Genomic DNA, 22,364 nt, shown 5'->3' with positions numbered 1-22,364 from the left:
CTGTCCCGGTGAGCGCCCCCGGTCCCGCCGGCCGGTCAGCCGGCCAGCAGCCGCGGTTCGATGCGATCCTCGCGGACGCGGCCGTCGGCCTCGCGCCGCACCACGTACGCGCCCTTGCCGGGTGCCTCGGTGACCGCCTCGACGAGGCGGGTCCCCGAATAGACCAGACCGACGCCGTCGTCCGTGCAGTGGGTCTCGCCGAGCGTGCCGTCCGCCACGAGGGCGTGCACGAGGGGACGACGGCGGGACTCGCCGTCGTAGTGCACGCCGTTGCCGTAGGGGAGCAGTCCGAGACCGTCGGTCACCGCGCGTAGCTCGGGGCCGAAGGAGTCCGTGGTGCCGCCGGCGTACCAGCAGATCGAGCCGGCGCTCACCCCGGCGAGCACCACCCCGGCGGCCCATGCCTTGCGCATGATCTCGTCCAGGCCGTGCACGCGCCAGACCGCGAGCAGGTTCGCGACCGACCCGCCGTCCACCCAGACCACGTCGGCCTCGAGCAGGTGACCCTCGACGTCGTCCAGGTTCGGCATGGTGAACAGCCGCACGGTGGTGAGGTCGAAGCCGGCCACCCGCGCCGCGTCATGCATGCTCGCGGCCCGCCAGTCCTGGTCGCCCCCGGCCGTGCCCAGATAGCTGACCCTGGGCGCGCGGCCGGATGCGCCGGAGAGGTCGACGGCGTGGTGCACCAGGGCGCCGAACTCAAGGCGGACCCGGTGCCCCGGACGGTAGCCACCGGACGTGGCCAGGATCGTGGGAGAATCGGCGGGCATGGGTGGGCTCCGGTTTCGGATCGGCGGGCGGATGCGGCTCGGGCGCGGTGACATCCTGCCGTATCCGGGTCATGGCGAAACTCACACGCCGGTGGTTTGCTCCCAGGGCTCCTCTCGCGTAATCTTGAGCGTCGGTGCTTGTGCACCGTGTCCCGTGGTGCGCGCCTCTCGCGGCGTGAGCATGCGAGCAGCGGACGTCTTCGCTGGCCAGTTGGCCCGAGATGGCTGCCCGGCGCGGGAACCCAGACATGTTGTGACGACAGAGATGAGCAGGAAACGTGGTGTACGCGATCGTCAAGGCCGGCGGCCGACAGGAGAAGGTGTCCGTCGGTGACGTCGTCGTCGTGGACCGTCTCAAGGGGGCCGAGGGCGACTCGGTCGAACTCGAGCCCATCCTGCTCGTCGACGGGGACAAGGTGACCTCCGAGGCCACCGACCTGAAGAAGATCACAGTGACGGCGGAGATCGTTCGGGACGAGAAGGGTCCGAAGATCACCATCCTCAAGTTCAAGAACAAGACCGGTTACCGCCGTCGCCTGGGGCACCGTCAGCGGTTGACGCGCCTCAAGGTCACCGGCATCAAGTAACCCCTCCCACCCGTAGAGCTTCAAGAGAGCAGGTTCGTCATGGCACACAAGAAGGGCGCAAGCTCCTCCCGCAACGGGCGCGACTCCAACGCTCAGCGTCTGGGCGTCAAGCGCTTCGGTGGCGAGGTCGTCAAGGCCGGCGAGATCATCGTCCGCCAGCGTGGCACCCACTTCCACCCGGGCAACAACGTCGGCCGCGGCAAGGACGACACCCTGTTCGCCCTCGAGCCGGGTTCGGTGCTGTTCGGTAGCCGCCGGGGCCGCAAGGTCATCGACGTCGTCGCCGCCGAGGCCTGAGCGGGCCACGCACTCCACGAACGTCCGGCGGGGGGGGGGGGGGGGGGGGGGGCGGGGGGCGGCCCCCCCCCCGCCCCGGCGGGCGCCCCCCCCCCCCCCCCCGGGGGGGGGGGGGGGGGCGGCCCCGCCCCCCCCCCCCCCCCCGCCGTCTTGTTTCAGCCAGTCCGTTCCACCCCAAGCAATGAGGAGGTAGCCAGTCATGGCGAACTTCGTGGACCGTGTGGTCCTGCACACGCGTGGCGGTGACGGCGGCAACGGTTGCGTTTCCGTGCACCGGGAGAAGTTCAAGCCTCTTGGCGGGCCCGACGGCGCCAACGGTGGCTCCGGTGGTGACGTGATCCTCGAGGTGGACCCGCAGACCACCACCCTGCTCGACTACCACCACTCGCCGCACCGGCGGGCCGAGAACGGCACCCAGGGCGCCGGTGACATGCGCACCGGCAAGCGCGGCGAGGACCTGGTGCTGTACGTGCCGGACGGGACCGTCGTGAAGGACCCCAACGGCGTGCTGCTCGCCGACCTAGTCGGAGCCGGCACCCGGTACGTGGCCGCTCGGGGCGGCCAGGGCGGGCTCGGCAACGCCGCGCTCTCCTCGCAGAAGCGCAAGGCCCCCGGCTTCGCCCTGCTCGGAGAGCCGGGCTGGGAGGAGGACCTCGTCCTCGAGGTCAAGACCGTCGCGGACGTGGCCCTGGTCGGGTTCCCGAGCGCCGGCAAGTCCTCCCTGGTGGCGGCGATGTCCGCCGCCCGGCCGAAGATCGCCGACTACCCGTTCACCACCCTGGTGCCGAACCTCGGGGTGGTGCAGGCCGGTCAGGCCCGCTTCACCATGGCCGACGTGCCCGGGCTGATCCCCGGCGCCAGCCAGGGCAAGGGCCTCGGCCTGGAGTTCCTGCGGCACATCGAGCGCTGCGCCGTCATCGTGCACGTCCTCGACTGCGCCACCCTCGACCCGGGCCGGGACCCGATCACCGACCTCGACGTGATCGATGCGGAACTGGCCACCTACGCCGGCGACGTCGGCATCGAGGGCGGCCGGACCCCGCTGACCGAGCGGCCCCGGCTGGTGGTCCTGAACAAGATCGACGTGCCCGAGGCGCGGGATCTGGCCGAGCTGGTCCGGCCCGAGCTTGAGGCTCGCGGACTGCGCGTGTTCGAGATCTCCACCGCCTCCCACGAGGGTCTGCGGCAGTTGTCGTTCGCGCTCGCGGAGATCGTGCAGCAGGCACGTGACGCAGCCCCCGCCCCGGAGCCCACGCGCACGGTGCTGCGTCCCCGCGCCGTCAACGAGTCCGGCTTCACGGTCACCCGCCGGCAGACCGACCACGTCTACTACCTCGTCCGCGGCGACAAGCCGGAGCGATGGGTGCGTCAGACCGACTTCGCGAACGACGAGGCCGTCGGGTACCTCGCGGACCGGCTCGCCCGGCTGGGCGTCGAGGACGGCCTGTTCAAGGCCGGAGCAGTGGCCGGTGACGAGGTCGTGATCGGCGACGGTCCCCGCGGCGTCGTGTTCGACTGGGAGCCGACCCTGCTCACCGGACCGGAACTGCTCGCCTCCCCGCGGGGCACGGACCTCCGCCTCGAGGACCGGAGCAGGCCCACCCGCGCCGAGAAGCGGGAGGAGTTCCACGGCCGGATGGACGCCAAGGCTGCGGCCCGCGCCGAACTGTGGACCGATCGCGACGACGACGAATGACGCCGGAGCTCACCGACCGGGCGGCGTTCGCCGACCCCGCCCGGGCCCAGCGGCTCGTGGTGAAGGTCGGGTCGTCGTCCCTCACCGATGACGCCGGGCGTCTCGACGTAGACCGCCTGCGGGCGCTCACCGACGTGCTTGCCGCCCGGGTGGCGGCCGGGGGACAGGTGATCCTGGTCTCCTCCGGAGCGATCGCGTCCGCGCTCACCGTCCTCGGACTGAGCTCCCGCCCGAAGGACCTCGCCACCGCACAGGCGGCGGCGAGCGTGGGTCAGGGCTTGCTCATGGCGCACTACACCCGGGCGTTCGCGGCACACCAGCGCACCGTCGGGCAGGTGCTGCTCACCGTCGAGGACGTGATCCGGCGCAGCCACTACCGCAACGCCCAGCGGGCCCTGGTGCGCCTGCTCGCGCTCGGTGTGGTCCCGATCGTGAACGAGAACGACGCCGTCGCCACCCACGAGATCCGGTTCGGCGACAACGACCGCCTCGCCGCGCTGGTCACCCACCTGGTCCGCGCCGACGGCCTGCTCCTTCTCTCGGACGTCGACGCGCTCTACGACGGCCCGCCGAGCCGGCCCGGCTCGAGCCGGGTCGCCCGCGTGGACTCGCCGGCGGACCTCGACGGCATCGAGCTGACCGCCAAGGGCTCGCACGTGGGCACCGGCGGCATGGTGACGAAGATCGAGGCGGCCCAGATCGCCGTCGGCTCCGGTGTGCCGGTCATCCTGACCAGCGCCGCGAACGCTGCCGCCGCACTCGCCGGCGAGGACGTCGGCACCTGGTTCTCGACCACCGGGCGCCGGATCCAGACGCGGCGCCTGTGGCTGGCGCACGCCGCCCACACCAGCGGCCGGCTCATCATCGACGACGGCGCGGTCCGCGCGCTCACGGTCGGGAAGAAATCCCTGCTCGCCGCGGGCCTGATCGGCGTCGAGGGCACCTTCGAGGCAGGGGACCCGGTGGAGATCGCCGCCGCGGACGGCACCGTGGTGGCCCGGGGACTGGTCGCTTACTCCGCCGACGAGCTGCCCGAGCGGATGGGTGCCACGTCGGTGCAACTGCGGGAACGGTTCGGGGACGGCAACGCCCGCGCGGTGGTCCACCGCGACGACCTGGTGCAGGTGCGCCCGTACCGCGGAACCTGACCCCGTCGCCGCCGGGGGCCATTAGGCTGAGCCGTCGATGGATCGCCGGAGGGGTGCATGAGCCAGAGGTCGGAGCCGAGTGTGCGCCCGCCGGGCATCCTGCGTGATGAGGACCTCTCGGGTGTGGTCGCCGCCGCCGACGAGGTGGCCGTCAGGTCCCAGACCACGTTCGTGCGCGGTATGCGGGTGCACTACACACTGCTGGTCCTGGCCGCCCTGTGCGGGACGTTCTCCATCCCACTGCCGGGCTCGGGTGCCGACATCGTCGCCGTCCTCGGTGCCGTCTGCTTCGGCGCCAGCCTGCTGCTGCGCGTGTACCTGAACACCAAGGACTCCGAGTCCCACTGGCTGCGGGCCCGCTCCGTGGCGGAGTCGGCGAAGGCGGACAGCTGGCGCTTCGCGGTGCGGGGCGCCCCGTTCGGTCCGGAGCTCGACGGACCACGGGCGCGGCGGATGTTCCTGGCTGCGCAGAACGACGAGATCGCCGACCTGGGCGTGACACTGGCCACCCACGGCCAGAACCTCGAGTACGTCACACGTGCCATGTCGGACCTGCGCGAGGCCGACTTCACCACGCGCCGGGACGCGTACGTCACCGGGCGCATCGTTGACCAGATGACCTGGTACGCCCGCAAGAGCCGCCGGCACGGCGTGCTCGCGGACCGTTGGTTCCTCGCGATGCTGCTCGCCGAGGCCGCGGGTCTGGCCGCCGCGGTGCTCAAGGCCGCGAACATCATCGACCTCGACCTGCTCGGCGTGTTCGGTGCCCTGGCTGCCGTGTTCGGCGCTTGGAACCAGATGCGCCAGCACCGTAAGACGCACGAGATCTACGGCCGCACCGCGAGCCACCTGGCCACCCTGGTCGCCTGGACCCGCGAGGGGATCACCGAGGACGAGTGGACCACGTTCGTGGCGCGCGCCGAGGCGGTGCTCGCCGACGAGCTGACCACCTGGCAGTCGCTGCGCACCGCCGAGCCGGGCCGAACCCCGGACGAGTCGGTCGGATGAGCGCCAGGATCGCCGTCACGGGCCACCGGAACTACGACGACGCCGCCCGGGACGTGATCGCTCGGGGCGTGCGGGCCGTCCTCGCCCCGTACGCCGTCGACGAGGTCGGCGGCACGGACGACGGCAACGCCGTCGGCCGCGATGAGGACCGGGCGGGCCGGGCCGGTGGGCCGGCCCACCTGGTCAGCAGCCTGGCCGAGGGGGCCGACCAGTTGGCGGCCGGGATCGCGCTGTCGCTCGGCCTGCGTCTGGACGTGGTGTTGCCCGCCGACGGCTACGCCGAGACCCTCCTGGCCGACTACCAGGCCCCGTTCGAGGCCCTGCTGGCTCGGGCCGCCTCGGTCCGTGTGCTCGACTATCCCGAGCCGTCCCCGGACGCCTATCTGGCGGCCGGGCTGGCCGTGCTCGAGGGGGCCGACCTGCTGCTCGCCGTCTGGGACGGGCAGCGCGAGCGCGGCACCGGCGGTACGGCGCAGATCGTCGACGCCGCCCGCGCAGGCGGCATCGAGGTCGCCGTCGTCTGGCCGGACGGCTACGCGAGGCCGGCGTGACGTCCCTTGCCTCGGTGCGCCCGGCCCGGCGCGTGGTGCTCGGCCTTGCCATCGCCCTGGTGGCCGTGCTCCTCGGAACGTTCGGTGCGCCGTCGGCCTCCGCGGCCCCGGCCGGGGACCCACCATGGGCACCCGGCGACGACTGGTTCCTGCTCACGTCCGCCGTCGACGAGAGCGTCGGGGATGCGCCAGGTTGCGGCACCGCGCAGCAGTGGCGCTGGCAGGGGCCCGGCGCGGGCGAGGAGCTGACCCTCTGGTACGTCGTCTGTGACGACGACGACGAGGCCATCGGCCTGGCCGAGTGGCGGGGGATCCCCGGCGAGCCGGTGACCGGGGTCGAGGTGCTCGACGGCGAGGAGCGGGTCCGGTGGAACGGGGGCGACTCCGAACTCAGGTCGCAGTGGATCACCACGGCGGAGGACTCGACCGCGCTGGTCGAGCTGCGGCTGCCGTGTGCTGCCGAACCGCGAGCGTGCGCCGGGCAGATCGGGCCGTTCGCCCTTGACCTGCAGGACACCCTGGCCGCGGACGGGTACACCCGGGTCAACACCCCCGGCTACAACCTCAGCGACGTGCTCCTGCAGACGATCGTCTTCGTCGTGTTCATGTGGCTGCTCGTCGTCGGACCCTTCCGGCTGATCGCCTTCGCGCGCCGCCCCCGGTACCGGTCCGGCTCGACCTCACCCCGGTACCACGACCTGACCCGGGTGGTGCTGGGCGCCCGGTGGAAGCGGCGGATCCGGATGGCCGTCTGGTTCTTCGCAGGCTTCCTGACCCTCGTCGAACTGAACGCGGTCATCGCCGGGGACACCTCGGCGGCACTCGGCCTGTTGCTCGGCCTCGCGGTCCTGGTCGGGTTCGTCGCCCTGATGTACCGCCTCATCCCACCGCACCCGGTGGAGGACGTCCGGCCCGCCCGGCTCGGCAGCCTCAGCATGCGGGGCGGCGTCGGCATGGCTCTGAGCACCATCGCCTACGGACTGCTCCCGGTGATCCTGGTCGTCTTCGTACTGCTGAACTGGTACGCGGGCGCCAGCGGTGGCTGGCCGGTCGACTCCGCCGCCGGGCTCTCCGGGCGCTGGGAGCCGCTCGCGGGGCCGCTCTACCCGATCGCTCGGGCCTTCGCCGGCAACCAGCGGATCTGGCTGGTGCCGGTCCTGCTCGTGGCCATCGCCCTGCTCGTCGCCCTCGACGAGTTCGGTCGGCGGATCCGGGCGGCCTCGGTGGCGGATGCCCTCGCCCAGGACACCCGCCCGCACTACCTGTACTTGCGCAGCTTCGACGAGGACTCGCTGAAACTGCCCGGCCTGCTGCGCCGCAGGGGCCTGTTCGGTGCGCTCAGCCTGTTCCGCCAGGTGCGGTTCGAGGAGGTGCTGGTGCAGCAGCTCTCGATGTCCGGGCCGGTGATCGCGATCGCGCCGCCCGGTGCCCGGATCGCCCCGATCGGCGCTGCCCGGGCCAGCTTCAGCAACGACGAGTGGCAGCAGCACGTGGCCCGGTACGCGCAGACGGCCCGGGCGGTGGTGCTCAGTGCGACCCCCCTCGAGGTCCGGCAGGGGTTCGCGTGGGAGATCGAGCTCGTGGCGAACTACCTGCAGCACCGCCGGGTCATGGTGGTCCTCGGCCCGTGGAGGCGCAGCCAGATCGCCCGGCGCTGGGCGACCTTCATCGGTGCGGTCGGAGCGATCCCGTTCTTCTCGCCGATCGCGGGACCGTGGGTGCCGGACGGCGTCACCGTCCTCGCGCACAGCGAGCGGCAGGGCTGGCAGGCGTGGGGCTCCACCCGACGCACCGACTGGACGTACTCGATCGCGATCGATGCCGCCACGAAGGCGTACCTGCCGGACTGGTCCTGACCGTCCGGTCCGCCGGCTCCGGTGGAGCGGTTCGGTCGTGATCAGGCCAGCCGGCTGTGCCCGCCGATCTGGTGGTAGCTGCGGTCGTGGTAGACCAGAGGCGAGCCGGTCCTGGGAATCTGGGCGCTGAGCGCCCGCAGGGTGACCAGGTAACTGTCTCCGGCCGGGATCCGCTGCACCACGCGGCCCCGGACCCGGGCGCACGCCTCGGTCAGCGTGGGTTCACCGGTGGGGAGCCGGTGCCAGGGGGCATCGGCGAACCGGTCGATTCCACTCGTCGCGAAGGTGGTGGACAGGTGCGCGGACGGACCGTCGAGGAAGTTCACGACCACGGTCCCGGTCTGGCTCAACGCCGGCCAGGACGAGGACGTCGACGCGATCGAGAACGCGAGCAACGGGGGAGCGGCCGAGACCGAGATCACCGACGTCGCGGTGAAGCCGACCGGCACCGGGCCCGCAGCCTCCGCGCCCGGACCGTTGAACGTCACGACAGCGACCCCGGCGGGATGCTGACGGAAGACCCGCTTGTACTCGTCGGCGTTCAGCTGGGGCTCGTCCTGCTCGGCGAGCAGGCGCTCCAGGTCGCTCAGCGTCTCGGCGCTCATGCCGCCGCCTCCGCACCGGCCCGGGCGGTGACCGCGCCACGCAGAAGCGCGCCGTGGTCGGCGAACCAGGCATCCAGCACGTCGTCGATCGTGCCCAGCTGGGATTCGACCACCCCGAGGCCGCGGGTGGGGACGCTCGCGCCGAGCTCCACCAGCAACGACCGCAGGTGGATGTCGGTGGAGAGCAGGTGGGCCGGGTTGCCGCTGACCACGACGGGCAGTGCGACGACCCCGCGCAACCCGTTCGCACCGTAGAGATCGAGGAAGGACTTGAGCAGTCCGGTGTAACTGGCCTTGTAGACCGGCGTCGCCACGACGAGGACGTCGGAACCGGCCACCCGGGCCAGCGCTGCGTCCGCCTCGGGGTGCTCCGGGGCGAACAGCTGCCCGGCGAGGTCGGCGAGCTCGATCACGCGGTCGTCGACCGGGGCGGATCCGCCCACCAGGCCGGCGATCCGGGTGGCGGCAGCCTCGGCGACGGCGAGGGTGCGAGAGCCCCGACGCGGGTTGCCGCTCAGGGTGGTGAGAGTGGTGGTCATCGTTCCCGTCCGAACTCGGCGATCTGACTGGTCGGGTGCCTGGCGCGTGCTCCCGTGACCCGACGCTACCGTCGGGTCACCACCCGGCTCCGGGACGTCCGGGGAATCCCGAATGGCGAGATGGCCCGTCCGCCGATGGTGTCGCGGCGCGCCGGTCGCGGAGTGCGCCAGACTGGCTCCGGGCCACCTCGGCCCACGCGGGTGCCGGCGCACGACCGGCGGGGTCGGGGAGCGCCGTGACCGCAGGGACAGAGCAGGCACGCCGATGGCGCCCCCTGGATCCGCGGCCGACGCCGCCCGCCGTGGCCGGGGTCGTCGGAGGACTGATGGTGCTGCTCGGGGTGACGCTCACCACGGTCGCGGCCGGCGCCGGTATCCACCTGCTGTTGGGCCTGGTGGCGGCCGGCCTCGTGCTCGCCGGCGTGGCCCGGTACCTGCAAGCGGGTGCGTCCTCGATCGCTCGGGTGGACGTCATCCTCGCCGTGCTCCTGGTCGGCCTGGGCGGGTTCGTCGCGTTGTGGCGCGGCCTCACGCTGCCGGGGCTGGTCACCGTCCTGTCCGTGGCGTTGGTGGCGAGCGGGGTCGCGGGCATCGTCGGGGCGATCCGGGGCACCCGGACCGCGCGGGCCGGTGCCACGTTCGGGGGAGTCGCGGCGCTGCTGTTCGCCCCGCTCGCCCAGGCCTGGCCGGTCCTGACCGTGCTTGCCGTGGGCGCGATCTTCGGTGCCTTCCTCGTCTACGCGGGCCTGGTCCTCGCGATCCCCGCCGCGCTGTCGATGTTGCGGCGCGTGAGCGGCTCGGCCGGCTCCGGCGCGGCACCCTCGCCGCGGCCGGCCGGGCGGTTCCGGCGGGGGAGTGCGCTCGCCGTCGGGATCGCCGCACTGCTGGTCGCGGTGCTCATGGCCGGCGGCACCTACTGGCTGCGGGCCGGCGGGCCCGAGGTGGTACCGGACGGGTTCTACACCCCACCGGTCGCGGTCCCGGCGGAACCGGGGCAGTTGCTGCGGACCGAACCGCTCTCGACCGGGGTTCCGGCCGGCGCCGACGGGTGGCGCATCCTGTACACGACGACCCATGCGGACGGTTCGCCGGCCGTTGCCAGCGGCACCGTGATCGCCCCGGCCGAGCGCACCGGGGATGCGTTGCCGGTGGTCTCGGTGGCCCATGGCACCACCGGGATCGTGCCGCGCTGCGCCCCCTCGCTGGCGCCGGCCCCGTTCGGAAACGGTGCGGGCGCCGCGCTGGAGGACATGGTCGCGCAGGGCTGGGCCGGGGTCCTCACCGACTACGTCGGCCTCGGCACCGCGGGACCGCACCCGTACCTGGTCGGTGAGGAGGCCGGCCGGGACGTGCTGGACGCACTCCGTGCGGCCCACCAGATCGAAGGGCTGGCGCTCTCGGACACGACGGCGGTCTGGGGCCACTCACAGGGCGGTCACGGTGCGCTGTGGACGGCGATCGTCGCCCCCGAGTACGCACCGGAGTTCACCATCGTCGGGGTCGCGGCGATGGCGCCGGCCACCGACCTGTACCGCCTTGCGGCCGGCATCAAGGACGAGGTCGCTGGAAAGGTCGTGTCGGCGTACATCGCCGCCTCGTGGGCGCAGTACTACCCGGAACTCGGCGTCGACGACGTCCTCACCCCGGGCACCGAACCCGTGGTGGACCGGATCGGTGCCCTGTGTTTCGACGGCCGGGACGCCCTCGCCGCCGGCGTCGCGGCGTCCCAGCTGTTCGAGCCCGTGTTCGTCGACGAAGCCCTCGACTCCAGCCTGGGGGCCACGCTGCGGGACAACAGCCCGACCGACCTCATCGACGTGCCGGTGCTCGTCGCACAGGGGGACGCCGACACACTTGTGCTGCCGTCGATGCAGCGGACCTGGATGAGCGCGCAGTGCGCCGCCGGGCAGTCCCTCGACTACCGGGAGTACGCCGGTCTCGACCACCTGAGCCTGGTCGCCGCGGACTCACCGCTCACGGAGGAGCTGGTCGACTGGACCACGGCCCGCCTGGCCGGCGCCGATCCCACTCCGACCTGTTGAGTCGTGCGGACCCCGAGGTTTGGTTGACACGTCATCAAAGGGTCTCCTAGACTCACCTCCAAGGTCTTGAGTGTCAGCGCAAAAGCCCCGGCTTGCTGACCGGCAACCCTCCAACTGCGGTGGGGTGCCCCGGGTGACGACCTGGTTCCGGTCATTCGATGCGGAGCAAGCGCACGGCGCCGCAGGCGCTCGAGAAGAGGGAAACACCGCACATGGGCATCATCACCAGGGAACGAGCGACCACGCCGCTGCAGATCTCCCTCGCCATGTGCTGTTGTTCGATGTCGGCCCTGCCGGTCCAGGCCTGAGCCGACCCTCATCCGATGCCCCGGGCGCTCCGCCCCTCGGCATCACCCCTCATCCGAGGCGGCCCGCAGGCCGGCACGAGTGACACGTGCCGCGCGGGCGAACCGGACGGGGCTTCCTCTCGAACATGAAGGCGTGAACACCCATGTCGCAGTCTCCGCGTACCCGTAACTCCACCCTGATCGCCCTCGACCTCTCCGGCGCCGGTGCGCCCCGCGAGTGGCGCCGTACCGAGGACACCGAGGCCGAGTCCTTCATCATGGGCCGGCTTGCGGGCCTCGCGTCCCTGGCGGACAAGGGTGGCATCGACCTGCTCAGCCTCGACGAGACGTTCCGCGTCGGCGGGCCCCGACGTCGGGACGCCTGGCTCGACGGCGCGGTGGCTGCCTCCCGCCTGGCCCGGCACACCCACACCGCGACGCTCGTGGCCACCGTGCCGCTCGGTGTGGCCCGCCCCGAGCACGTGGCCGGCGCGATCTCCAGCGTTCACCGCGCCAGCGCCGAGCGCGCCGGCTGGCAGCTCGAGGCAGCCCCGGTCAACGGGACCAGCGCCCGCGCCGTGGACGCCGTCATCAACACCTGGGCCACGCCGGAGCGCCGCACCCGCAGCAAGGCGTCGAGCGGATCCTCGGCCCCGGCCGACTCCGAGCGTCGCACCCCGATCGTGGTGATCGGAGTCCGCAACGCCGTCGACCTCGAGCTGGCGGCGGCCCGCGCCGACGTGGCGCGACTGTCCGTGGCGACCCTGGAGGAGGCCCGCACGGCCCGCACCGCGATCCGGCGCGCGGCCACCGAGTGGGGCCGAAACCCGGACGACATCACGGTCCTCGTCGACATCCACGTCGTGATCTCCGCGGACCGGCCCAGCGCGCTGGCTCGCTGGGACCTGCTCAACTCCCTCGAGACGGCCCCCCGGAGCGCCCCGCTGCGCTCCATCGGCACCGCAACGGACCTGGTGGACCTGTGGGCCGAGTGGGTGCACGCCGGAGCAGCCGACGGATTCACGGTGATTCCTGCGTCGGTGCCCACCGATGTGCTGGCCCTGGTGCAGGACGTCGTGCCCGCCCTGACCGCTCGAGGCCTGCGAACCGGGCCCGCCGCCCCGGCGCGTACCGGTGCGACCGTGCCCGCCGAGGCCCCGAGCCCCGCGGGGGCACGTACCGCGCGTCGCCGGGCGGCGGCAGATGCCTGAGTGGTCCCGGCACCGGCCCTCGTGGACCGGGCCGGTCGGGGCCACCCACCGGACCCGACCCGGTGACCGAGCGAACCCGGCCTATCCTTGATCCCATGAGCGTCCAGAGCGAAGCCGGCGTCGCCACCACCCGCGAGGCGCCCGAGGCGACCGACGGCGAAGCGCAGGCACCCACGGTGGCGCGCACCGCCGTCGTCCAGGCCGCCCAGCGGGCGAAGGTCGCGGCGCGTGCGCTCGCGGGCGCGACCCGTGGCACCAAGGACGAGGCCCTGCGGGTACTCGCCGACGCCCTCGTCGCCGCGCAGGCCGAGATCATCGCCGCCAACGCCGAGGATGTCGAGCGGGAGCAGGCGAACGGGATGAGCCCGGGCCTGGTCGACCGACTCCGCCTCGACGTCGGCCGCATCGAGGCCATCGCCGGCGCGCTGCGGGACCTCGCCGCCCTGCCCGACCCGGTCGGCGAGGTGGTTCGCGGATCCACCCTGCCGAACGGCCTCACCGTGCGTCAGGTGCGGGTGCCGATGGGCGTCGTCGGGATGATCTACGAGGCCCGCCCGAACGTGACGGTGGACGCCGCCGGGCTCGCCCTCAAGAGCGGCAACGCGGTGATCCTGCGCGGCGGTTCGGCGGCGGCGCGCAGCAACGAGGTGATCGTCCGGGTGCTCTCGCACGCGCTCACAGGAGTCGGACTGCCCGGGGACGCGATCCAGTCGATCGACGCATACGGCCGAGAGGGTGCCCGCGAGCTCATGCGGGCCCGGGGCCTGGTCGACGTGCTCGTGCCCCGCGGCGGCGCCAGCCTGATCCAGACCGTCGTGACCGAGTCCACGGTTCCCGTGATCGAGACCGGCGTCGGGAACTGTCACCTGTTCGTGGACGCAGGAGCGGACGTGGCGAAGGCCATCGCGATCCTCCTGAACTCCAAGACCCAGCGGGTGGGCGTGTGCAACGCCCTGGAGACCCTGCTCGTGCACGAGGCGATCGCCGCCGAGTTCCTGCCCGGTGCGCTGAGCGCCCTCGGCGCGGCGGGGGTGCGGATCCACGGGGACGAGGCCACCGCGACCCATATCGGCGAGGGTGTCGAGTTCGAACCCGCGACCGACGAGGATTGGGCCACCGAGTACCTGAGCCTGGATCTGGCGGTGCGCGTGGTGCCGGACCTGGACACCGCCATCGAGCACATCCGTACCTGGACCTCCGGCCACACGGAGGCGATCTGCACGGCCGATGTGACGTCGGTGCAGCGGTTCACCGCAGAGCTCGACTCCGCCGCGATCATGGTGAACGCCTCCACCCGGTTCACCGATGGCGGACAGCTCGGTCTGGGCGCGGAGATCGGCATCTCCACCCAGAAGCTGCACGCCCGTGGACCGATGGGACTGGCCGAACTGACGACCACGACGTGGATCGTGCAGGGCGACGGGCACGTGCGGTCATGATCACGACCGTGGCGTCTCGGAGTTGGCTGCCGGACGTGCGAGACTTGTCCCTTGAGCGTTGTGGAACCGAGGAGGACCCGGGTCGATGAGTAACTCACTGCTGACATTCGCCGTCGAGCACGGCGAGGAAGCCAGTTCCGGGCTGCCGCCGATCGGATTCGGCCTGGTTGCGTTCGTCATCTTCGTGTTCCTGCTGTTGGTGGTTCTCGCATTCCGCAGCGTGGGCACGCGCCACCGCTGATCGTGGGTCTTGCCGGCTTCCGGGCCACGCCCCGGCGGAACGGATCGTGATCGCAGCAAGCCCGGTGCCCCTGCGGGTGGGCATCATGGGCGGCACGTTCGACCCGATCCACCACGGCCACCTCGTCGCGGCCAGTGAGGTCGCCGACGAGTTCGGTCTCGACGAGGTCGTCTTCGTCCCCACCGGGGCGCAGCCGTTCAAGTTGGACCGCGACGTCTCGGTCGCGGAGCATCGCTACCTGATGGCGGTGGTCGCGACCGCGTCGAACCCGCGGTTCACCGTGTCCCGGGTGGATATCGACCGGCCCGGGGTCACCTACACGATCGACACGTTGCGCGATCTGCACGCCGCGTATCCCGGCGCCGAACTGTTCTTCATCACCGGCGCCGACGCACTCAGCCAGATCATGCAGTGGAAGGACGTCGCGGAACTGTTGAAGCTGGCCCATTTCGTGGGCGTCACCAGGCCCGGGCACGACCTGACCGCGGAGGAACTGCCCCCCGGGGAGTACTCGCTGCTGGAGATCCCGGCCATGGCGATCTCCTCCACGGACTGCCGGCAACGGGTGATCGCCGACAAGCCGGTGTGGTACCTGGTGCCGGACGGTGTGGTGCAGTACATCGGTAAGCACCGGCTCTACAAGGACGTGTCGACGATCACCGAGAGGCTGGCACCAGCAGTGCGGGAGGAGGAGCTGTGAGCGAGGAGGAGGACACCTCGACCGCCGGCCTCGGCGAACGTCGGCGGCGCCGGGAGGCCGAGCGTGCTCGCGCGCGTGCCGCCGGGCTCGAGCGACCGCTGAGCCGCCGCGAGTTGCGGGCCCGGGACGAAGCACTCGCCAGCGGCGCGCTGCAACTGGGCCCTGACGGCCCCGTGCCGACCCCGATGTCCGCGACGAGCGCCCTGAGCGCGCACACCGCGCCCTCTGCGGCCACACCCGCCAGCGGCGGTAGGCGACGTGCCGGGACCGACGCGCGCGCCGCCGTCGTCCCCTCGACCACGGACGCCGAGACCGACGGTGGGGCGAGCGCCGAGCCGGCGACCACAGACCCCGCGACCGACGGTGCGGCGAGCGCCGAGTCGCCGACCACACACCCCGCGACCGAGGGTAGGGCGAGCGCCGAGCCGGCGACCGGTGCGTCGGACCCGAGCCCCGCGGACCAGAGCCAGGCCGCTCAGGTCCCGGCCGACCCTGCCCCGGCACCCACCCCGGGCGCAGGCGCGGCGGACGAGGCACCGGCTGCGCCCGCCGCCACGGCCTCCGCGGCCGACGCCGCGTCCAGCGACGACTCGACGACCGGTGCCGCCCCGGCCGACGACTCCGCCGCCGGCGTGCCCCGGGCCGGTGCGCCGTCAGCGGAGTCCGCTGCGACGACCGGCGAGTTCGGCGCGGTGTCACGGCGGTCGCTGCGCGCCAAGCAGGCGAACGCGGACGCCGACCCGGCCGCCCCGGAGGCCCCCAGCGAGCGGACCAGCACCGGGCGCCGTCCCGTGGTACGCCCACCCGCGGCGGCGCGAGCCACCCGTGGACTGGACGAGACCGGGGGACTGACGCCGATCCAGCGTGCCGTGCGAGACCTCAATGCCGCACCCGACGCAGCGCCGGAGCCGCCCCGTGCCGAGATCGTGGCCGAGCGTTCGTCCGCGGCCACGCCGGGGCCGCTGCCCACCACGGACGCGGCGTCCGTCTGGGGATCCGACGCGCCGGACGAGACGGCTGTCCTGCCGGTGCAGTCCGGCGAACCGGCAAAGGCTGAGGCCGACCTGCTGTACGACGGCGGACCGTTGCCCTCCACGCGACGCTCCCGGCGGGACTTCGAGGCTCCCGCGGCCGCTGCCGACGTGCCCGCCGGGAAGCAGGATGCCGTCCCTCCTGCCGCCCCGGTGACGGCGGCGGAGCACGAGGAGGCCGAGGACGAGGACGATGCGTTCGACATGCGGCCGAGGTGGGCGAGTGTCATCTCCGGCGAACCCGAGCCAGAGGGGGACGAGCAGCCGCAGGCTGTCGCGGCCGCCGGCGCACGGGAGGAGTTGTTCGACGACGACTTCGATGACGACGACTACGACGATGACGAGGAGGACGAGGACGACGAGCGCACGCCCGGGTGGCTGCGTGCGCTCCAGATCATCGTGCTGATCCTCGTCGGTCTGGTGCTCGGACTGCTCGTCTGGCAGGTCGCCAGCGGCAACGTGTTCGGCGGCGACGGGCTCGCTGCTCTGGCCTCGGGCATCGGCTCGGCTGTTGGGACCGGAGCCGGTGGCCCACCAGCCGCATAGACTGGCCGAGGAGGCGAGTTGCCCCGACGGGGCGATGGACCGTCTTCGACGTACTGCCTGACCGATATCGAGGAGCACCGTGCCCGCTGATGACCGCGCCATCCACCTGGCGATCGCCGCCGCCCGCGCCGCCGCCGACCTGTTGGCCCGCGAGATCATCGCGCTCGACGTCTCCGAGCGACTGGTCCTGACGGACGTCTTCGTCGTGGCCTCCGGCTCCAGCGAACGCCAGGTGAAGGCGATCGTCGACGCCGTGGAGGACGCCCTCGCGAAGGAGGGCGCCAAGACCGTCCGGAAGGAGGGGGTCGCCGAGGGACGCTGGGTGTTGCTCGACTTCGGGGACATCGTCGTGCACGTCCAGCATGACGAGGACCGGGAGTTCTACGCCCTGGAACGACTCTGGAAGGACTGTCCCGTGGTCGAGCTGCCGGCGGACGTCCACGGTCACAGCGCGGACGAGGTGCAGGCAGGTCCAGCCGGCGAGCAGGCATGAGCGCCGGCACCATCCTGCTCTGGCGGCATGGGCAGACGGACTACAACGCGACCGGACGGCTGCAGGGTCAGGTCGACATCGCTCTCAACGAACGCGGGCAGGCGCAGGCCGCCGCCGCGGCGCCCGTGCTCGCCCAACTGCGGCCCGCTCGGATCGTCGCCTCCGACCTCGTGCGAGCCCACGAGACCGCACGGGCCCTCGCCGAGATCGTCGAGGCCGACGTGAGCACCGACGTCAGACTGCGCGAGCGCAGCTTCGGTGACTGGGAAGGCCTGACCCACCCCGAGATCGAGGCCGGCTGGCCCGACGCGTTCGCGGCATGGAACGCCGGCGACCACCCCGCAGGCGTCAACGCCGAGACCCGGCGTGAGGTCGGTCACAGGTTCGGCGAGGCCGTGCTCGCCGCGGCGGAGTCGCTGGGCGCGCACGAGATCCTCGTGATCGTCTCCCACGGAGCGGCCATCAGTGCGGGGATCACGGCCCTGATCGGCCAGGATCCCGAGGTTTGGCGAGGCATCACCGGGATCGGCAACTGCCACTGGTCGGTGCTGCGCACGAACGACGGGCAGCGACCGAGCTGGCGACTGTCCGCACACAACGTCGGAGTGCGCGAAGCCGATTTCGCAGTTGCGGCCCGCATCGTCTAAACTAGCAACGCCCTCCGGGGCTCCCCACACGGGGCTATGGCGCAGTTGGTAGCGCGCTTCCATGGCATGGAAGAGGTCAGGGGTTCGAATCCCCTTAGCTCCACGAGACACCCGAACCCCGCCAACCGTTGGTTTGGCGGGGTTTCGCTCAATAGTGTGGACGCGAGATAGTTCGAACCCGTTCCGAAGTCGAGCGAGGACTCCGGCGCTTACGGTGATGCCGGGATCGTTGATATTCCGGGCTCAGAGCCTAGGCGCGGCCCGTGCCCGCCCGGCAGCGCCAGAGCGCAGGTGCCCGCTAACATCCGACTCAGGCTCCTGCAGAACTGGCACATACCTGACACACACACCGGGCCGACGCGGAGCCTGACTCGTGTTGCGGTGGTGTATCTCGTCTGCGGAGACGCGACGCGTTGGGCACCAAGGTGTTGCGGTTGGGTAGACGCGCTGGTTCGCGCTGGCGCGGTCTGAACTGAACCGCCCCGGGGTGTCCGGACACTTCTGGTGGTGTCTCATCCGGTTGGGGCGAGACGGTTTCTCATAGCGTAGTGCGCGTGCTCGACCTCGATAGGGGTGAGGTCGTCGACGGAATCGTGGGTGCGTTCGTGGTTGAACCAGTGGACCCAGTCCAGGGTCTCCATCTCGACGTGATCGACACTGCGCCAGGGGCCTTCGGGGCGGATTAGTTCGGTCTTGTAGGCCCCGATCTGGGACTCGGCCATCGCGTTGTCGTAAGCGTCTCCGACCGACCCGACCGAGGGGTCCACGCCGGCGTCGATGAGCCGGTTCGTGAACGCGAATGAGGTGCATTGGGCAGGTTCAACCGGTCGATGCAACACCGGGTTGTTGAAGGGAGCGTAGTTGCTCCTCGAAGACCTCAGCTGGTGTCCTCCAGCCGAGGATCTTGCGTGGCCGGTTGTTGAGCGCGTGAGCGACGGCCTCGAGGTCCTCGGCGGACCAGCGCGACAGGTCGGTGCCCTTGGGAAAGTACTGACGCAGTAGGCCGTTGGTGTTCTCGTTGCTCGGACGCTGCCACGGCGAGTGTGGGTCGGCAAAGAACACCTTCGTCCCGGTCTCCAACGCGAACAGCGCGTGGCCCGACAGTTCTTTGCCGCGATCCCACGTCAGGGTCACGCGCAACTGCTCAGGCAGCTTGATCATCGACGCCGTCAGCGCTGCGTTCATCGCGATGGCCCCGTAGCCGCCGAGCGACGGCCCGTTCTTCACGTGCGGCTTCTCGCCCCAGCCCTCCGCCCGCGGCAGGTGGACCAAGATCGTTGAGCGACTGCTGCGCTCAACGATCGTGCCGATCGCTGAGCGGCCCGTCCCAATGATCAGGTCGCCTTCCCAGTGGCCAGGAACGGCGCGGTCCTCGGCCTCAGCGGGGCGCTCACTGAGGACGACGTCAGCGCTCACGTGTCCCTGCGCCTTGTTCCTCGACCTGGCCCGCGGCTCCCGCAACGCGCGGCCTGTGCGCAGACACGTCACCAGCTCACGCTTGAGCGCACCACGGCCTTCGATAAATAGCGACTGGTAGATCGCCTCGTGGCTGATGCGCATGGACTCATCATCAGGGAACTCCACCTTCAACCGCTGCGCGATCTGCTCCGGGCTCCACGCAGTCGACCACCGCCTGTCCTGCCGATGCGGCTTGTTCAGCCCCTTCCACGGCGGCGTCTTCGGCCCCGACACCACCGTGCCGTCAGGACGCCGGACGTTCCCGGCGAGCCGATCCTGCACGTACTCGCGAAGCCGGTCGTTCTGTACCAGCTTCGCCGTCTTCGGCCGCTTCGCTGCTTGCTGCGCCTTCCAATGCGCCACCACGGCGCGATAGACCGGCTTGCCGCCCCTGGTCGCCGCGTTGCGCTGCAGTTCACGCGACACCGTGCCCGGGTCACGACCGATCTCGCGAGCTATCTCACGCACACCGTTGTCCTGAGCCTTGAGCAGCGCGATCTCCTCGCGCTCCTCGAAGGCCAGGTAGCGCCTCGTGGGCTCGGTCAGTGACAGCGGTGGCATGCCGCCAGCGTGACGAAACCAGCGCGTCCCGACTGGCACAGACACGCCCACCCTCAGCGCCGCCTCGGCTGAGGTGATGCCCGTGGCGATCAACCGCCAGAACTGCCGCTGCACCGCCCGCGATGGATAGGCCGCCCAGGCGATCGCATCGGCGGACGCAACGCCCGATCCGCACGCCACTGCCGACGCGCACCCTCGGGCAAATCGCTGGCCTTCTTGTTCCAGTCCGCCGTCGCCACCTTTGAACACCTCCGATATCAGGAGGCGTTGCGACGACCAGTTGAATTCGCCTTGGCTGCCGGCATCGTTGTGATGGACCAGCCCTGCCAGGTCCACGATGCCGTCCTGGCGGCGGGACCAGATCGCGTGCTCAAGGGTATCCAGGACGAGATCCGTGGTCATTCGTGTCGCGGCCCTCCAGCCGACGATCCGGCGCGAGAACACATCGAAGATGAACGCGACGTAGACCGTCCCGGACCAGGTCGCGACATAGGTGAAGTCCGCGACCCAGAGCTGATTCGGGGCAGTCGCGGTGAAGTCCCGATCGACCAGATCCGCAGCACGCGCGTCGTCGAGGTTGGGGATCGTGGTCCGCACTTGCTTGCCGCGCAGTGCCCCTTCCCACCCGTTCTGTGTCATCAACCGTTCGACGGTGCACCGAGCGACGTCGTGCCCACGCCGACGCAGATACAACCACATCTTCCGCGCGCCCAGACGGGCGACGAACCGCTTGCCTCTGGCCGCTCGGATGACCTCGACAATCTCGGCGTCCCGGATCGCGCGCTTGGACGGCGCTCGACTGCGGGCCTCGTAGTACGTCGACGGGGCGATCCGGATGCCACTATCAGTCAGCACCCGGCAGATCGGCTCGACCCCGAACTCCTCACGGTGTTCCTCGACGAACTGGTTCAGAACCTGGACGGGCGGTCGAACTCCGCCGCGAAGAAAGCCGACGCCGACTTCAGAATCTCATTCGCCCGACGCAACTCGGCAACCTCACGCTTCAACTCACGGATCTCGGCGAGTTCCTGCGTGGTCTTGCCCGGACGGGACCCTCCATCGACCTCGGCCTGTCGGACCCACTTACGCAGTGTCTCCGGGGACCCGATCCCGAGCTTCGAAGAGATCGAACGGATCGCTTCGAACTCACTCGGATACCTGCCCTCGGCGACAGACTCCACGACCGCGCGCACAGCGCGCTCGCGCAACTCACGCGGATACTTACTCGGACGTGCCATGACTTCATCCTCCAACTAATGAAGCCTCCGGACACCCCGGGGCGGTTCAGAACCGTCCTGACTCTCCCGGAGGGGTGTGGTGTGTCCTGGGTTCCACGGAGTCGGGATTTCGTGGTTCTGATGCCACCGTGATGATGCGGTTGCGTTCGTACTCTATGGGTGTGCGCCACCCGAGTTGGCCGTGGCGGCGTTGCCGGTTGTGCCAGATCTCGAGATAGATGAACATCGCGTTCGCGTTCGCGTTCGCGAGCTCGATGCGGGTGTCCCAGGTCTGGGTGTCGAGCAGTTCGACCTGCATCCGGGACCAGAACGCCTCGATCATTCCGTTGTCGTAGCAGTCCCCGATCGAGCCCATCGAGGGCAGCAGCCCGGCCTGCTTGGCGCTGGTGGTGAATGCCCAGGACCCGAACTGGACACACTGGTCGGAGTGGATCACCGTCCCAGGGGTCAGCTGACCGCCGAGGCGGGTCTCGATGGCCATCCCGAGCGCGTTCGTCGCCAGCGCCGCGGTGGGCAAGGAGTCGATCGACCAGCCCACGACCCGGCGGGAGAATGTGTCCAGCACGACGCAGCAGCAGACCTTGCCCTCGCGGGTGCGGTGCTCGGTGATGTCGGTGACCCAGAGCTGGTTCGGTTCGGACCGGGCGAAGTTGCGTTCGACGAGGTCGGTGGTGACCTGGTCGGGGATGATCCGCTTCCACTTGCGCCGACCGGCCAGGCCTTGCAGCCCGGCCCGTCGCATCAGCAGCTCGACCTGCTGATGCCCCACGACCACACCGCGGGCCATCGTCAGCTCGGCGTGCACTCGACGGGCGCCGTAGCGGCCGTGCGCGCCGGCGTGGACTTGGGTGATCAGATCCGTCAACCAGGCGTGCCGCACCGCCCGCTCTGAGGGTGGCCGGGTGCGTTGCTCGTAGACCCGGACTCGGCGACCCCCAGCACTCGGCACGCGACCTGCACCGGGAGCCCCGCGGCGGCGATCAGCTCGACCGCCGCGTACCGCCTTTTGGGTCCGCCTCGGCCCTGAGTGCCTCCACCGCCTTGGTGGCCACCGCCAGTTGTGTCTCCAGCTGGGCGATCTTCTTCCGCGCCGCCGCCAGTTCCGCCTTCTCCGGACTGGTGAGCCCGGCGGCTTCGCCACGGTCGATGCGCTCCTGCTGGTGCCAGCCGTAGATCGTTTGATCGCTGATCCTCAGACCCGCCGCGACGCTCGCCACGCTACGACCCGACGCGAGCAGGTCCAGCACCCGCCGTCTGAACTCGGCCGGGTAACCCCGTCGTCCCATCTCGTCCTCCAGTACTCAAGCAGCACCAGAATCCAAGAAATCCGCACTCCGTGGAACCCAGGACACACCACACCCTCCGAAAGAGTCAGGACGGTTCATTGAAACGTCTGCGGAGAAAAAGAAGGCC

At 71.1% G+C, this 22,364-nt stretch carries 22 protein-coding genes, 1 tRNA gene, 3 pseudogenes, 1 riboswitch and 1 other annotated feature; of the genes and pseudogenes, 17 read left to right on the top strand and 9 right to left on the bottom strand.

The features are described 5' to 3' along the window. Nucleotides 1-35 precede the first annotated feature (35 nt). Nucleotides 36-770, bottom strand: coding sequence for a Type 1 glutamine amidotransferase-like domain-containing protein (locus KCQ71_RS20495; RefSeq protein WP_223409461.1), 735 nt, complete (start codon nucleotides 768-770; stop codon nucleotides 36-38). A gap of 278 nt (nucleotides 771-1,048) precedes the next feature. Between KCQ71_RS20495 and rplU the strand changes: the two genes are divergently transcribed. The 7 genes from rplU to KCQ71_RS20460 all read left to right on the top strand — a co-directional run bounded on the left by rplU (nucleotide 1,049) and on the right by KCQ71_RS20460 (nucleotide 7,913). Then, the gene (gene rplU / locus KCQ71_RS20490; protein ID WP_223409459.1) at nucleotides 1,049-1,357 is read left to right on the top strand and encodes a 50S ribosomal protein L21; all 309 of its coding nucleotides are present in this window, start codon (nucleotides 1,049-1,051) and stop codon (nucleotides 1,355-1,357) included. 39 nt (nucleotides 1,358-1,396) lie between these two features. Continuing rightward, complete coding sequence (gene rpmA, locus KCQ71_RS20485) at nucleotides 1,397-1,654, top strand: 50S ribosomal protein L27 (RefSeq protein ID WP_154794808.1); 258 nt, start codon at nucleotides 1,397-1,399, stop codon at nucleotides 1,652-1,654. A gap of 199 nt (nucleotides 1,655-1,853) precedes the next feature. Then, nucleotides 1,854-3,350: a GTPase ObgE gene (gene obgE, locus KCQ71_RS20480; RefSeq protein WP_223409457.1), complete on the top strand. Its 1,497-nt coding sequence runs from the start codon at nucleotides 1,854-1,856 to the stop codon at nucleotides 3,348-3,350. Continuing rightward, nucleotides 3,347-4,498: a glutamate 5-kinase gene (proB, locus tag KCQ71_RS20475; RefSeq protein ID WP_223409456.1), complete on the top strand. Its 1,152-nt coding sequence runs from the start codon at nucleotides 3,347-3,349 to the stop codon at nucleotides 4,496-4,498. Before obgE ends, proB begins: the two co-directional genes overlap by 4 nt. 57 nt (nucleotides 4,499-4,555) lie before the next feature. Continuing rightward, nucleotides 4,556-5,506 carry a DUF4231 domain-containing protein gene (locus KCQ71_RS20470; RefSeq protein WP_223409454.1) on the top strand — a complete coding sequence of 317 codons (951 nt, stop codon included), beginning with the start codon at nucleotides 4,556-4,558 and terminating at the stop codon, nucleotides 5,504-5,506. Continuing rightward, nucleotides 5,503-6,057: a hypothetical protein gene (locus KCQ71_RS20465; protein WP_223409452.1), complete on the top strand. Its 555-nt coding sequence runs from the start codon at nucleotides 5,503-5,505 to the stop codon at nucleotides 6,055-6,057. The genes KCQ71_RS20470 and KCQ71_RS20465 overlap by 4 nt, the downstream gene beginning before the upstream one ends. After that, nucleotides 6,054-7,913, top strand: a complete 1,860-nt coding sequence (locus KCQ71_RS20460; RefSeq protein WP_223409450.1) for a hypothetical protein — start codon at nucleotides 6,054-6,056, stop codon at nucleotides 7,911-7,913. Before KCQ71_RS20465 ends, KCQ71_RS20460 begins: the two co-directional genes overlap by 4 nt. A gap of 41 nt (nucleotides 7,914-7,954) precedes the next feature. Here KCQ71_RS20460 and KCQ71_RS20455 read toward each other — a convergent pair whose 3' ends face one another. Together KCQ71_RS20455 and KCQ71_RS20450 are read right to left on the bottom strand one after the other, a co-directional pair. Then, a complete protein-coding gene (locus tag KCQ71_RS20455) occupies nucleotides 7,955-8,518 on the bottom strand; it encodes a flavin reductase family protein (protein WP_223409447.1) in 564 nt (187 codons plus the stop codon). Then, nucleotides 8,515-9,057, bottom strand: a complete 543-nt coding sequence (locus tag KCQ71_RS20450) for an NADPH-dependent FMN reductase (protein ID WP_223409446.1) — start codon at nucleotides 9,055-9,057, stop codon at nucleotides 8,515-8,517. The genes KCQ71_RS20455 and KCQ71_RS20450 overlap by 4 nt, the downstream gene beginning before the upstream one ends. A 236-nt stretch (nucleotides 9,058-9,293) precedes the next feature. Between KCQ71_RS20450 and KCQ71_RS27750 the strand changes: the two genes are divergently transcribed. The 10 genes from KCQ71_RS27750 (at nucleotide 9,294) to KCQ71_RS20400 (ending at nucleotide 17,797) form a co-directional block, all read left to right on the top strand. Next, a complete protein-coding gene (locus KCQ71_RS27750; RefSeq protein WP_223409442.1) occupies nucleotides 9,294-11,099 on the top strand; it encodes a lipase family protein in 1,806 nt (601 codons plus the stop codon). Between the two features lie 62 nt (nucleotides 11,100-11,161). Beyond that, a riboswitch (SAM riboswitch) is annotated at nucleotides 11,162-11,277 on the top strand. Then, on the top strand, nucleotides 11,258-11,407 hold the full coding sequence (locus KCQ71_RS20440) for a hypothetical protein (protein WP_223409439.1): 150 nt from the start codon (nucleotides 11,258-11,260) through the stop codon (nucleotides 11,405-11,407). It overlaps the preceding riboswitch by 20 nt. 143 nt (nucleotides 11,408-11,550) lie before the next feature. Beyond that, complete coding sequence (locus KCQ71_RS20435; protein ID WP_223409436.1) at nucleotides 11,551-12,597, top strand: LLM class oxidoreductase; 1,047 nt, start codon at nucleotides 11,551-11,553, stop codon at nucleotides 12,595-12,597. A 95-nt stretch (nucleotides 12,598-12,692) separates the two neighbouring features. Further along, nucleotides 12,693-14,036 (top strand): glutamate-5-semialdehyde dehydrogenase, encoded by a 1,344-nt coding sequence (locus tag KCQ71_RS20430; RefSeq protein ID WP_223409434.1) that lies wholly within the window; start codon nucleotides 12,693-12,695, stop codon nucleotides 14,034-14,036. Between the two features lie 85 nt (nucleotides 14,037-14,121). Then, nucleotides 14,122-14,277 carry a hypothetical protein gene (locus tag KCQ71_RS20425; protein ID WP_223409431.1) on the top strand — a complete coding sequence of 52 codons (156 nt, stop codon included), beginning with the start codon at nucleotides 14,122-14,124 and terminating at the stop codon, nucleotides 14,275-14,277. A 46-nt stretch (nucleotides 14,278-14,323) separates the two neighbouring features. Further along, nucleotides 14,324-14,977, top strand: a complete 654-nt coding sequence (nadD, locus tag KCQ71_RS20420; RefSeq protein WP_372454070.1) for a nicotinate-nucleotide adenylyltransferase — start codon at nucleotides 14,324-14,326, stop codon at nucleotides 14,975-14,977. Beyond that, on the top strand, nucleotides 14,974-16,554 hold the full coding sequence (locus tag KCQ71_RS20415) for a hypothetical protein (protein WP_223409428.1): 1,581 nt from the start codon (nucleotides 14,974-14,976) through the stop codon (nucleotides 16,552-16,554). Before nadD ends, KCQ71_RS20415 begins: the two co-directional genes overlap by 4 nt. A gap of 79 nt (nucleotides 16,555-16,633) precedes the next feature. Then, on the top strand, nucleotides 16,634-17,047 hold the full coding sequence (rsfS, locus tag KCQ71_RS20410; protein ID WP_223409426.1) for a ribosome silencing factor: 414 nt from the start codon (nucleotides 16,634-16,636) through the stop codon (nucleotides 17,045-17,047). After that, on the top strand, nucleotides 17,044-17,694 hold the full coding sequence (locus KCQ71_RS20405) for a histidine phosphatase family protein (protein ID WP_223409423.1): 651 nt from the start codon (nucleotides 17,044-17,046) through the stop codon (nucleotides 17,692-17,694). The genes rsfS and KCQ71_RS20405 overlap by 4 nt, the downstream gene beginning before the upstream one ends. 30 nt (nucleotides 17,695-17,724) lie before the next feature. Beyond that, a tRNA-Ala gene (locus KCQ71_RS20400) sits at nucleotides 17,725-17,797 on the top strand. Between the two features lie 409 nt (nucleotides 17,798-18,206). On the opposite strand, the pseudogene KCQ71_RS20395 reads toward KCQ71_RS20400, so the two are convergent. The 6 genes and pseudogenes from KCQ71_RS20395 to KCQ71_RS20370 form a co-directional block, all read right to left on the bottom strand. Beyond that, nucleotides 18,207-18,509: pseudogene (locus tag KCQ71_RS20395) on the bottom strand (integrase core domain-containing protein); the annotation flags it as partial. Nucleotides 18,510-18,513: 4 nt separating this feature from the next. Beyond that, nucleotides 18,514-19,862, bottom strand: a pseudogene (locus KCQ71_RS20390) (IS30 family transposase). A 154-nt stretch (nucleotides 19,863-20,016) separates the two neighbouring features. Further along, nucleotides 20,017-20,577 (bottom strand): annotated as a pseudogene (locus KCQ71_RS20385) (IS3 family transposase); the annotation flags it as partial. Continuing rightward, nucleotides 20,536-20,664, bottom strand: a sequence feature (AL1L pseudoknot). (Overlaps the previous pseudogene by 42 nt.) Beyond that, the gene (locus tag KCQ71_RS20380; RefSeq protein WP_223409421.1) at nucleotides 20,622-20,951 is read right to left on the bottom strand and encodes a transposase; all 330 of its coding nucleotides are present in this window, start codon (nucleotides 20,949-20,951) and stop codon (nucleotides 20,622-20,624) included. It overlaps the preceding feature by 43 nt. A gap of 46 nt (nucleotides 20,952-20,997) precedes the next feature. Further along, nucleotides 20,998-21,900, bottom strand: coding sequence for an IS3 family transposase (locus tag KCQ71_RS20375; RefSeq protein ID WP_223409417.1), 903 nt, complete (start codon nucleotides 21,898-21,900; stop codon nucleotides 20,998-21,000). Between the two features lie 31 nt (nucleotides 21,901-21,931). Further along, the gene (locus KCQ71_RS20370) at nucleotides 21,932-22,237 is read right to left on the bottom strand and encodes a transposase (RefSeq protein WP_223409414.1); all 306 of its coding nucleotides are present in this window, start codon (nucleotides 22,235-22,237) and stop codon (nucleotides 21,932-21,934) included. Nucleotides 22,238-22,364 lie beyond the last annotated feature (127 nt).

Source organism: Occultella gossypii (genome assembly GCF_019947135.1).
GTDB classification, from domain to species: domain Bacteria; phylum Actinomycetota; class Actinomycetes; order Actinomycetales; family Beutenbergiaceae; genus Occultella; species Occultella gossypii.
The sequence above is the reverse complement of the archived record's forward strand: the minus strand, read 5'-3'. Positions and strand labels throughout refer to the sequence as shown.